The following is a 10,923-nucleotide window of genomic DNA, read 5'->3' as shown; positions in this document are numbered from 1 at the left end:
GCAATCGCTGCGTGTGGTCGATGAGCTGGAAGAACGCTACCCCGCCTACAACGGCCTGAACCTGAGCTTCGAGACCCGCGAGGGCATCCTCAAGCACTGCTCCAGCAAGAACGCCGAGCTGCTGGAAGCACAGGAGCCCGGCGGCGTGGGCCGGCGTTTCATCGACAAGACCCAGCCCAGCCTGGAAGCCCAGTTGTGCAATCTGGCCGACGAGATCGCCTACAACGCCCACGACATCGACGATGGCGTGCGCTCGGGCCTGGTCACGCTGGAACAGTTCGAGGCCGTACCGCTGTTCGTGCGCTTTCGGGACGACACCCTGCGCGAGTACCCGCAGGTCAAGGGTCGACGCCTGCTGTTCGACGCCATCCGCCGCATGCTCTCGCAGCAGGTGTATGACGTGATCGATGCCACCCGGGCCTCGATCGCCGAGCACATGCCTGTCTCGGCCGAACAGGCCCGACGCTGCCCTCCCCTGGTGCGCTTTTCGCCCGACATGCGCGAGTCCAGCACGCAGCTCAAACGGTTTTTGTTCCGCGAGCTCTACCGCCACCCCCAGGTCAATGACACGACGGCGCGGGCCAAGCAGGTGCTGACCGAGCTGTTCGCCGCCTATATTGATCAGCCCTCGGCCATGCCGACCGACTTCGCGCAACGCGAGGATCTGCACCGCGCCGTGGCCGACTACATTGCCGGCATGACCGACCGCTTCGCCATGCGCGAGCATGAGCGCCTGACGGGCCGCAAGGTCTTCTGATCCCTCTGCGCAGGGGCCGCCACAGGCCCTCCTCAGACCTCTCCCAGGGCGAGTTGTATCTCTGTGCAAAGAGCGCTCAAGTCCCCCCGCCCCAGGTCGATAACTAAACCTCCATGCCTTGAAACGCACCCAAGACAAGTTCAATGTCAAGTGCAAAAAGTCACTCAAGTGCGGACTAGTTCGGGCGATAACCAATTCAACGGTGCTTGACAAGGGCGCCGCGGTCCGGTTAGCCGGCGATAGGCCTCCCAAAGGTTCACCTCCAAGGGCCCATCGATTGTCTAGCGTCGGGCAGGCTACGTGGCAATGGTTTTACCAGTGCACCCGTTCAAGTCGGCGCTATTGCCGGGAAGTTTTTTAGTCATCAAAGGAGCGCACCATGGCGCAGTCTGTCAACACCAACATCGTTTCGCTCAACGCTCAGCGCAACCTCAATGCCTCGCAGGGCTCGCTGGCCACCTCCATGCAACGCCTGTCCTCGGGTCTGCGTGTGAACTCCGCCAAAGACGACGCCGCCGGTCTGGCCATCGCCGAGCGCATGAGCTCTCAAGTGCGCGGCATGAACGTCGCCGTGCGCAACGCCAACGACGCCATCTCCCTGGCTCAAACCGCAGAAGGTGCCCTGGGCAAGATTGGCGACAACCTGCAACGCATGCGTGAACTGGCTGTCCAGTCCCGCAACGCCACCAACAGCACGGGCGACCGCGCCAACCTGCAAAAGGAATTCCTGCAACTGCAGGAAGAAATCAACCGCACGGTCGAAGGCACCAAGTTCAACGGCAAGGGCCTGTTCAACGGTGAAGGCACCGACCTGGCCTTCCAGGTGGGCGCAGGCACCAGCACTGAAGACAAGATCACCATCGATGGCGTCACCCTCAACGGCGGCACCACCGGTGCGGCCCAGACCGTGATCGATGCCTACGACAACGCCACCGATGACGCCGGCCGCGCCACAGCCATCTCCGACATCATGGCCTCGGTGGTGGACACCGACTGGGCCACCGGCGCCACCGGTATCGGTATCGGCGGTGTGGACAGCACGGGCGCGGATGCGGCCATCACCGACATCGATGACGCCATCAACGTGATCGACAAGGCCATCACCATCGTCAACGACAAGCGCGCCGACTACGGTGCTGCCCAGAACCGCTTCGATGCCGTGATCAGCAACCTGCAGACCAACATCGAAAACCAGTCTGCCGCCCGTGGCCGGATCATGGATGCGGACTTCGCGACCGAGACCTCCAACCTCTCGCGCTCGCAGATCCTGCAACAGGCTGGCACTGCGATGATCGCCCAGGCCAACCAGCTGCCCCAGCAAGTGCTGTCCCTGCTGCGTTGATCGACGCAGACACCCGCCCCTCCCCCGAGGAGGCGGGTGGGCAAACAGCCCGTCAGGGCACCTCGACAAGACCGCCGCCCGGCTGACCGGGCTGTGGTCTTTTGTTTTTTTCTGAGGGGCATTTCACCCGCACATCCCGCGATTGCGCTCACCTGTTCGGCGAAATACTTGGTGCGACAGGTCGAAGCAACATTTCATGGCGACTTTGGCCTGCACTTAGCAGGCCGACCCTGAGGTCGGAAGTCATGAATCCCTTAGGAGTGCACCATGCCCCAAACGATCAACACGAACATCGTCTCGATGAACGCGCAGCGAAATCTGAACACGTCTCAGACCTCGCTGGCCACCTCCATGCAGCGCCTGTCGTCGGGCCTGCGGGTCAACTCCGCCAAGGATGATGCTGCCGGTCTGGCCATCGCCGAGCGGATGAACTCGCAGATCCGGGGCATGAATGTCGCGATCCGAAACGCGAATGACGCCATCTCCCTGGCACAGACCGCCGAAGGCGCGCTGGGCAAGATCGGCGACAACCTGCAGCGCATGCGTGAACTGGCCATCCAGTCGCGCAACGCCACCAACAGTCAAGGCGACCGGGCCAACTTGCAAAAGGAATTCCTGGCGCTGCAATCTGAAATCGGCCGCACGATCAATGGCACGTCCTTCAACGGGCAGAAGCTGTTCGACGGCACTGGCGCGGATCTGGACTTCCAGGTCGGCGCGGGCACCACACTGGATGACCGCATCACCGTGGCCGAGGTGGACCTGTATGGCACCGGCGCCGCAGATGGCAACAAAGCCGGTGTCACCGACCCCGATCCTGCCGTCCGCTCTGCGCTGGCCGACAACGTCGTGCTGCAGACCGTGATCCTGGGATTTGCGGACGCCACGAATGGTGCCAACGGCATCGCCATCGGCGGTTTCCGAGACGACGGCACCACTGCCATCGACGGCACCGACATCGACGCCGCCGTCAATGTGATCGACGAAGCACTCAACCGCGTCAACGACACCCGGGCCAACTTCGGTGCGGCGCAGAACCGCTTCGAGGCCGTGATCTCGAATCTGCAGACCAACACCGAAAACCAGTCTGCCGCCCGCGGCCGGATCATGGATGCCGACTTCGCGGCTGAAACCGCCAATTTGTCGCGCTCCCAGATCCTGCAACAGGCCGGCACGGCCATGGTGTCGCAGGCCAATCAGTTGCCTCAGCAGGTACTTACCCTGCTGAAAGGCTGATCTGTAGCATCTGTTTACGCTTAATCCTTCTCAAGTTTTCTGCCAATGCGCCGATTCCCACTTTGTCCGGGTGTCTGTTCCTAGCACCCGGACATCCATGCATTCTTGAGAGGAAGCATCATGGCCTCCATCAGTTCACTCGGTCTCGGCAGCAACATCGACGCCGAAAACATCATCACGCAGTTGATGGCCGCCGAAAAGGTGCCCATCACCAAAGTCGAAGCGGAAAACACCAAGCTCGAGACAAAGCTGTCGACCTGGGGTCGGATCCAGAGCAGTTTTTCCGCATTGAAGGACGCCTCTGCTGCCCTGACCAAGGACAGCTTCTGGTCGGCCACCTCGGCGACATCCAGCGACGACAAGTCGGTCTCCGTGAGCACCACCAGCAGCACGGCGTCAGGCAACTACAGCATCCAGGTGAACCAGTTGGCCAAGTCTCAGTACCTGGCCTCTTCGTCGTTCTCGGCCAAGGATGCCGTGGTCGGCGACGGCACGATCCGGATCGAGCTGGGCACCTTCACCGCCAATCCCGTCGCACCGCCAGCCGCCACGTTTGCCGCCAAGGCCGCCGCGTCGGCGGTGGACATCGACATCGGTCCCGGCGACAACACACTGGAAAAGATCCGCGACAAGATCAACGCCGCCAATGCGGGCGTGACCGCCTCCCTGGTCTATGACGCCACGGGAGCACGACTGGTGCTGCGCGGCGCGCCCGGTTCGGACAACGCCATGAAGATCAGCGTGACCGAAGGCGCCACCCCCGGTCTGTCGGCCCTGGCTTACGATCCCTCCAGCGACATCACCGCCATGAGTGAGACGCAGGCGGCCACCGATGCCAAGGCCACCATCAACGGTGTGCCGGTCACCTCCAGCACCAACACCTTCAGTGACGTGATCGATGGCCTGACCATCCAGGTCGGCAAGGTCACCACGGAGCCGGTCGAGGTCAATGTCAAACAGGACAATGAAAGCATCCGCAAAGGCATCGAGGCCTTCCGCAGCGCCTACAACGATGTCGTGGGGCTCATCCGCGTCCAGACCCTGTACGACGAAGGCAGCAAGACCGCGGGACCGCTCCAGGGCGACAGCACGGCCACGGGCCTGCTGGGCCAACTGCGGTCCATGGCCTACAGCTCCAGCTCGGGGTCCAGCCTCTTCTCCCGATTGACGGACATCGGCCTGACCGCCGCCAAGGACGGTACCTTGTCGGTAGACAACGCCAAGCTCGACACGGCCATGGGCAAACTCCCTGAGCTCAAGGCCTTCTTTGCCACCTCCGACGAGGCCAACCCGAGCCGCGAGGGTCTGGCCGAGCGCTTCCGGAAACTGGCCTCCCAGGTCAGTGACTCCGAGGGCAGCATCAGCTCGCGCACCGAAGGCATCAAGGGATCGATCAAGCGCAACGAGGACAAGATCGAGCGCCTGGAAACCCGCAGCAGCCTCATCGAGAACCGCCTGCGGGCCCAGTACACCGCGCTGGACCAGTCCATGGCCAAGCTCAACAGCCTGTCGTCCTATGTGACGGCCCAACTGAGCGCACTCAACAAATCCAGTTCGTGACAGGTCGGGCAAACACGGTGCAGTTTTAACCGTTGTTCACACTGGGATCGGGTCAAGCCCACACACAAATGGTCGATAACTGGAATATCAACATGCCACAGTCGAGCAACGAGATGTACGCACCAGCCAGCCCCTTCTCCCGCCCCATCCCGATTGGTGCCCGAGCCTTGTCGGCGTACCACCAGGTGGGTGTTCAGACCAGCGTGTCCAACGCCTCGCCCCACGAACTCGTCAAGCTGCTCATCGAAGGTTTCTTCGACGCGGTGGCCAAGGCCCGTGGCGCCATGCGTGCCAAGGACATCGAGATCAAAGGCAAGGAATTGTCCCGCGCCGTGCGCATCATCGACGAGGGCCTCAAGGCCAGCCTCGACATGCAGCGCGGTGGCGAGTTGTCGAGCAATCTGCGCGACCTGTACGCCTACATCACCATGCGCCTGACCCAGGCCAATCTCAAGAACGATGAGACCGCACTGGACGAATGCTGCAACCTCATGAATCAGATCCGCGAAGCCTGGATGGCCATTGCCCCCCAGAGCGGCAACCCGAATGCCCAGAAGGAGGCCACAGCATGAACGCGCCCGAACTCATGATGGCTCCTGAAGAAGATGTGCAGACCCGTGGCCTGCTGGGCTACTACGAAGCCATTGAACAAGCCAGCCAGGACATGCTCGACGCCGCCCGCTCGGGTGACTGGGACACGGTGGTGCGGCTCGAAGGCGCCTGCGCCGTGCTGATCGCCCAGCTCAAGCATGCGGCCTCCGAGCGCCCCCTGCACTCGGAAGAGGTCACCCTCAAAAGCCGCATCATGCAGCGCATCCTGCGCAACGATGCCGAGATCCGCAACCTCGCCGAGCCCTGGATCAATGACCTCAGCCGCATGACCGGTCACCCGGATGGTGAACATCTGCACTGACTGGCCGAGCCATGAGCGCCGACAACAGCCTGGATGACTACCGGATCTCGTCCCCCATCGAGATCCAGTCCATCCTGCAGCGCATCATCGATGGACGGGCCATGGTCACCCTCAGTGGCCCTGGCGGCGCCAGCTACACCACAATGCTGTGGAGCACCGATGCGGCGCGCGGGGTCATCTGCTTCAATGCCGACGACAACGACCCCCGGCTCAACCAGTTGCTGGCCACCAACGAGATCGTGGCGGTGGCTTACCTCGACAGCATCAAGGTGCAGTTCGAGCTGGACGATGTGGTGAAGGTGCGCGGCGCCGACACCGCGCTCAATGCCCGTTACCCGCGGCAGCTGTTTCGCTTCCAGCGGCGCTCCTTCTTCCGGGTCAAGCCCCTGGTGAGTCACGCGCCCACGGCCCACATCACCCCCCCCACCCAACCCGATCAGACGCTGGCCCTGCGCATCCTGGACATCAGCCTGGGGGGCGTGGCCTTGTCACTCCCACCCAAGGTGCCCATGCTGCCAGCGGGTGTCACCCTCAGGCACTGCCAGCTCGCTCTGGACGAGGAGACGCAGTTGACGGTCGATCTCGTCGTCCACCACATCACCGTGCTGCAGCCGGAATCCCACGGGGCCCGACTGGGTTGCGAGATGGTGGGCCTGCAGGGTGAAGACGAGCGCGCGCTCCAGCATTACATCAATCAAACGCAAAAACGCCGTGCTGCACTGACGACCTGAGCTGCGGCTCGGGCTTGTCCGCTGGTAGCATCGGCGCATGCAATCTCCTACGCCCTGGATCATCGCCACCCGAGAAAGCCGTCTGGCTCTGTGGCAAGCCGAGCATGTGCGCGACCTGCTGCATGCGCTGACCCAACGCCCCGTCACCCTGTTGGGCATGACCACCAAGGGCGATCAGATCCTGGACCGCGCCTTGTCCAAGGTCGGCGGCAAGGGCCTGTTCGTCAAGGAGCTCGAAGTCGCCCTGGAAGAAGGTCGTGCCCATCTGGCCGTGCACTCTCTCAAGGACGTGCCCATGGAGTTGCCCGAAGGTTTCATCCTCTCGGCTGTCATGGAGCGCGAAGACCCCCGTGATGCCCTGGTCTCCAACCACTACGCCTCCCTGAGCGAACTGCCTCAGGGCGCCGTGGTGGGCACCTCCAGCCTGCGCCGCATGGTGCAACTCCAGGCCCAGCGCCCGGACCTGCGCATCGAGCCTCTGCGCGGCAACCTCGACACCCGCCTGCGCAAGCTTGACGAGGGTCTGTACGACGCCATCGTGCTGGCCGCCGCTGGCCTCAAGCGCCTGGACCTGGCCCAGCGCATCCGTCAGGTCATCGACACCCGCACCATGCTGCCCGCAGCAGGCCAGGGCGCCCTGGGGCTGGAGATCCGCGCCGATCAACCCGATCTGCATGCGGCCCTGCAGGCCCTCAATCACCGGCCCACGCTGTGGGCCACCCTGGCCGAACGGGCGGTCTCGCGTGCCCTGGGCGGCAGTTGCTCCATGCCGCTGGCCGCCCACGCCACGTTCGAGGGAGACACCCTGGTGGTCGACGCCCTGCTGGGGCATGCACAACGCCCCGGCCTGCTGCAGACGCAAGTGCGGGGCGTGCCCACCGATGCACGCTCGGCCGATGCCCTGGGCCTGCAAGCCGCGCAACAACTGATCGATGCAGGCGCCCGGGACTGGCTGGCCGAGGCATGCTGATCCTGGTCACCCGACCCGAGCCACAGGCCAGCCAGTGGGCGGCCGAACTCTCGGCCCTGGGGGCCCCGGCCGCCGCCCTGCCCCTGATCGACATCGGCCCGCCGGCCGACACCCTGGCGGTGCAGGCGGCTTGGCGCACGCTGCCCGGCATCCGGCTGGTGATGTTTGTGAGCCCCAATGCCGTCGCCTGGTTCAGCCGCCTGCGCCCGGCGGACTGCGACTGGCCTGAGCAGACCCTGGCCGCCGCGCCGGGGCCGGGGACGGCCCAAACCCTGCGCCAGTTGCTGGCCGACAGTGGCCTGCGTCCGCAACAACTGCTCTGCCCGCCGGAGGACAGCGCCCAGTTCGATTCGGAGCACCTCTGGCCCGTGCTGGCCCGCCTGGACTGGCAAGACCAGGAGATCCTGGTGATCAGCGGCGGGGACCAGAGTGACGCGCGGGGTCGCGCCTGGCTGTCCGAGCAACTCCGTCAGGCGGGCGCGCGCGTCCATGCCGTGCTGACCTACCAGCGCCAGATCTCTCAGTGGACCCACGCGCAGGCGGCTTTGGGGCGACAGGCCTACGCCGACCCCGCAGCGCATGCCTGGCTGCTGAGCAGCTCCGAAGCCGTGGACCACCTGGAAAGCCACCTGGGCACCCCGCCCCCCGGCGCCCAGGCGCTGGCCACCCATCCGCGCGTGGCCGATCGCGCCCGCCAGGCCGGCTTTGATCATGTCTCCGTGGTGACACCTCGCCCCGAGGCAGTGGCGCTGGCACGACGGAGCCTGTCGTCGTCCCCAGACTGAGCCCGGATCTCCTGTCCGCTGGCGGCCCCCGTCGATACAATGTTTTCACTGTGACCGACACCACCGCACTCGCCCCCACCTCTTCTCCCGCCCTGACGCCCGTGGCAGCACGACCGCTCTGGTCTCGTTGGTCCTGGCTGGCGGTGGCCGCCGTGGCAGCGGCAGGCGTCTGGTTGTCCTGGAGTGCCCAGCAGCGTGTGACCCAGTTGGAGTCCGAACTGGTCAAGCGCCAGCAGGACAGCCAGAGTCAGGCACAGGAAGCCCGCTTGCTGGCCAGACAAGCCCAGGACACGGCGCGTGATGCCGCAGCCCGCGCTGCCCTGCTGGACACCCGCCTGGCCGAGGTCGCCCTGCAGCGCTCGCAGGTCGAGGACCTCATCAAGTCCATGAGCCGCTCGCGCGACGAGAACCTCGTGGTCGACATCGAAGCCGCCCTGCGCGTGGCCATGCAGCAGGCCAGCCTGTCGGGCAGCGCAGAACCCCTGGTGTCGGCCTTGCAGACCGCCGACGAACGCCTGGCCCGCACCCAGCAACCCCGCCTGGACCCCGTGCGTCGAGCCGTGGCCAAGGATCTGGACCGGCTCAAGGCCACGCGGGTGGCCGACCTGCCGACCCTGGCCATCCGCCTGGATGAGGCCATCCGCCTGGTCGATGAACTGCCCCTGCTCCAGGCACCCGTCAGCACCCGAACACCCGCCCCTGCGAGCGCCGGAAAATCGACACCCGGCGCCTCTGCCGCTGCGGCCACCACGGCTTCTGCGCCGTGGTCGGATCGGCTCCTGCACTGGGGGCAACAGGCTTCCAGGGTGGTCTGGCAGGAGGCACAAGGGCTGATCCGCGTGACCCGCATCGACAAGCCCGATGCCATGCTGCTGGCGCCTGATCAGGCGTTTTTCCTGCGCGAGAACCTCAAGCTGCGCCTGCTCAATGCCCGGCTGGGCCTGCTGAGTCGGCAAACCGGCACGGCCACTGCGGACCTGCAATCGGCCCGTCAGTCCATCGATCGCTATTTCGACACCCGCTCTCGCAAGACCCAGTTGATCCAGGGCCTGCTGGGTGACATCTCCACCCAGAGCCCGCAGACGCAGGTCCCTCGCCCCGACGACACCCTGGCCGCCCTCGCTGCCATTGCGGGAGGCCGCTGACCATGCGCTCCATCGTCTGGCTGCTGGTCGTCTCCATCGTGGCGGTCGTGGCGGCAACCGCCCTGGGCTCCAACGATGGGCTGGTCACCATCTACTGGCTGGGCTGGCGGACCGATGTGTCCCTCAACTTCTTCCTGCTGCTGTTGCTGGGAACCTGCCTGGCGGCCTACTCCCTGATCCGCGGCCTCGATGGCCTGCTGCGGCTGCCCGAGCGGGCCAGGCTGTGGCGCACTGGCCAGCGAGACCGCGCCGCGCAGGGCGCCTTGCGCGAGGCCCTGGCACTGTATCTGGCCGGCCGCTACAGCCGCTCGCACCGCGAAGCCCAGCGCGCTGTGGCCATTCAGGCAGACACCCCCGATCTGTCTCCCGACGCCGAGTTCACCGCGCTGGCCCATCTGCTGTCCGCCGCCAGCCTGCACCGCCTGCAGGACCGCACACGCCGCGACGACCATCTGCAGCGCGCCCTGGAGATCGGGCAACTCACCCGCAAGCCCCGCGCCACCGAAGAAGGCGCGCGCCTGCTGTCCGCCGAATGCGCCATCGAAGACCGCGATGCCCGCCGCGCCCTGCGTGAACTGGCCGAGCTGCCACCAGGCGTGGCACGCCGGACCCAGGCCCTGCGCCTGCGCCTGAGCGCCACCCGCCTGACCCACCAGCCCATGGAAGCCCTGCGCACCGCACGCCTGCTGGCCAAACACCAGGGCTTCACGCCCATCGCCGCCGAAGGCTTGCTGCGTACACTGGCCTGCGAGGCCCTGAACACCGCACGGGATGCGGACCAGTTGCGCCAGTTGTGGCAGCAACTCGATGCCCACGATCGCGCCGACCCGCTGGTCGTCGCGCGCGCGGCCATCCGCATGGGTGACCTGGGTGAAACCGCCGAAGCCCGACAGTGGCTGGCCCCGATGTGGGATGGCATTGAGCAGCGAGACCTCGAGGCCTGCAATGCACTGGCCCACGCCCTCAGACGTTGCCTCACCGGGCTGGAGGCCGACTGGCTGCCCCGCCTGGACCGGGTGTCGGCCGCGGCCTTGCGCAACCCCGCCCTGGGCCTGAGCGTGGGCCTGGCCCTGGCCGAACGCCAGTTGTGGGGCAAGGCCCGCACGCTGCTGCTGTCGGCCGCCAATGATGCGCAACTCGACGGCCCCAGCCGCCGCCAGGCCTGGGCCGCCCTGGCCCAGTTGGCCGAACAGGAGCAACGCAACGAGGAGGCGGCGCGCTACTGGCGTGCGGCCGCCCTGGCGGACAGCAAATTCTGAAGACCCGCGCCACCGGCTGGACAAGCTTCAAAAAAGCGTGCTATAATTTCATCTTTCAGCGGCTGTAGCTCAGTTGGATAGAGTACTTGGCTACGAACCAAGGGGTCGTGGGTTCGAATCCTGCCAGCCGCACCAGACATACAAGCCCTCAGACACACGTCTGAGGGCTTTTGTCATTGGGGCAATACAAAAGCGCCGATGGGCGCGCAAGGCACCAAGAGCGTC

10 protein-coding genes, 1 tRNA gene and 1 pseudogene are annotated in these 10,923 nt (G+C 65.4%); all 12 read left to right on the top strand.

Annotation, left to right across the window (positions count from 1 at the left end):
• Positions 1–757: pseudogene (locus tag VFW84_RS13210) on the top strand (deoxyguanosinetriphosphate triphosphohydrolase); the annotation flags it as partial.
• A 379-nt stretch (positions 758–1,136) separates the two neighbouring features.
• Positions 1,137–2,099: a flagellin gene (locus VFW84_RS13205; protein ID WP_329680923.1), complete on the top strand. Its 963-nt coding sequence runs from the start codon at positions 1,137–1,139 to the stop codon at positions 2,097–2,099.
• A 267-nt stretch (positions 2,100–2,366) separates the two neighbouring features.
• On the top strand, positions 2,367–3,335 hold the full coding sequence (locus VFW84_RS13200; protein WP_329680922.1) for a flagellin: 969 nt from the start codon (positions 2,367–2,369) through the stop codon (positions 3,333–3,335).
• 120 nt (positions 3,336–3,455) lie between these two features.
• Entirely contained in the window at positions 3,456–4,895 is a 1,440-nt protein-coding gene (gene fliD, locus VFW84_RS13195) for a flagellar filament capping protein FliD (RefSeq protein ID WP_329680921.1), read from the top strand.
• 92 nt (positions 4,896–4,987) lie between these two features.
• Positions 4,988–5,467 carry a flagellar export chaperone FliS gene (fliS, locus tag VFW84_RS13190; protein ID WP_329680920.1) on the top strand — a complete coding sequence of 160 codons (480 nt, stop codon included), beginning with the start codon at positions 4,988–4,990 and terminating at the stop codon, positions 5,465–5,467.
• Positions 5,464–5,808: a flagellar protein FliT gene (locus VFW84_RS13185; RefSeq protein WP_329680919.1), complete on the top strand. Its 345-nt coding sequence runs from the start codon at positions 5,464–5,466 to the stop codon at positions 5,806–5,808. Before fliS ends, VFW84_RS13185 begins: the two co-directional genes overlap by 4 nt.
• Before the next feature lie 11 nt (positions 5,809–5,819).
• Complete coding sequence (locus VFW84_RS13180) at positions 5,820–6,539, top strand: flagellar brake protein (protein WP_329680918.1); 720 nt, start codon at positions 5,820–5,822, stop codon at positions 6,537–6,539.
• A 37-nt stretch (positions 6,540–6,576) separates the two neighbouring features.
• Positions 6,577–7,509: a hydroxymethylbilane synthase gene (gene hemC / locus VFW84_RS13175; RefSeq protein WP_329680917.1), complete on the top strand. Its 933-nt coding sequence runs from the start codon at positions 6,577–6,579 to the stop codon at positions 7,507–7,509.
• Positions 7,503–8,294, top strand: coding sequence for a uroporphyrinogen-III synthase (locus VFW84_RS13170; protein WP_329680916.1), 792 nt, complete (start codon positions 7,503–7,505; stop codon positions 8,292–8,294). Before hemC ends, VFW84_RS13170 begins: the two co-directional genes overlap by 7 nt.
• Before the next feature lie 50 nt (positions 8,295–8,344).
• Entirely contained in the window at positions 8,345–9,439 is a 1,095-nt protein-coding gene (locus tag VFW84_RS13165; RefSeq protein WP_329680915.1) for a uroporphyrinogen-III C-methyltransferase, read from the top strand.
• A gap of 2 nt (positions 9,440–9,441) precedes the next feature.
• A complete protein-coding gene (locus VFW84_RS13160; RefSeq protein ID WP_329680914.1) occupies positions 9,442–10,698 on the top strand; it encodes a heme biosynthesis HemY N-terminal domain-containing protein in 1,257 nt (418 codons plus the stop codon).
• A 58-nt stretch (positions 10,699–10,756) separates the two neighbouring features.
• Positions 10,757–10,833: transfer RNA gene (locus tag VFW84_RS13155), tRNA-Arg, on the top strand.
• The last annotated feature ends 90 nt before the right edge of the window (positions 10,834–10,923 follow it).

Origin of the sequence: Aquabacterium sp. (genome assembly GCF_036279655.1) — a bacterium.
GTDB lineage: Bacteria > Pseudomonadota > Gammaproteobacteria > Burkholderiales > Burkholderiaceae_C > Aquabacterium.
This window is presented reverse-complemented; position numbering and strand designations above follow the sequence as displayed.

Bases quoted from the DNA above. Each gene is read 5' to 3' on its own strand.
- VFW84_RS13205 (WP_329680923.1), top strand. From the start codon at position 1,137: ATGGCGCAGTCTGTCAACACCAACATCGTTTCGCTCAACGCTCAGCGC.
- VFW84_RS13200 (WP_329680922.1), top strand. From the start codon at position 2,367: ATGCCCCAAACGATCAACACGAACATCGTCTCGATGAACGCGCAGCGA.
- fliD (WP_329680921.1), top strand. From the start codon at position 3,456: ATGGCCTCCATCAGTTCACTCGGTCTCGGCAGCAACATCGACGCCGAA.
- fliS (WP_329680920.1), top strand. From the start codon at position 4,988: ATGCCACAGTCGAGCAACGAGATGTACGCACCAGCCAGCCCCTTCTCC.
- VFW84_RS13185 (WP_329680919.1), top strand. From the start codon at position 5,464: ATGAACGCGCCCGAACTCATGATGGCTCCTGAAGAAGATGTGCAGACC.
- VFW84_RS13180 (WP_329680918.1), top strand. From the start codon at position 5,820: ATGAGCGCCGACAACAGCCTGGATGACTACCGGATCTCGTCCCCCATC.
- hemC (WP_329680917.1), top strand. From the start codon at position 6,577: ATGCAATCTCCTACGCCCTGGATCATCGCCACCCGAGAAAGCCGTCTG.
- VFW84_RS13170 (WP_329680916.1), top strand. From the start codon at position 7,503: ATGCTGATCCTGGTCACCCGACCCGAGCCACAGGCCAGCCAGTGGGCG.
- VFW84_RS13160 (WP_329680914.1), top strand. From the start codon at position 9,442: ATGCGCTCCATCGTCTGGCTGCTGGTCGTCTCCATCGTGGCGGTCGTG.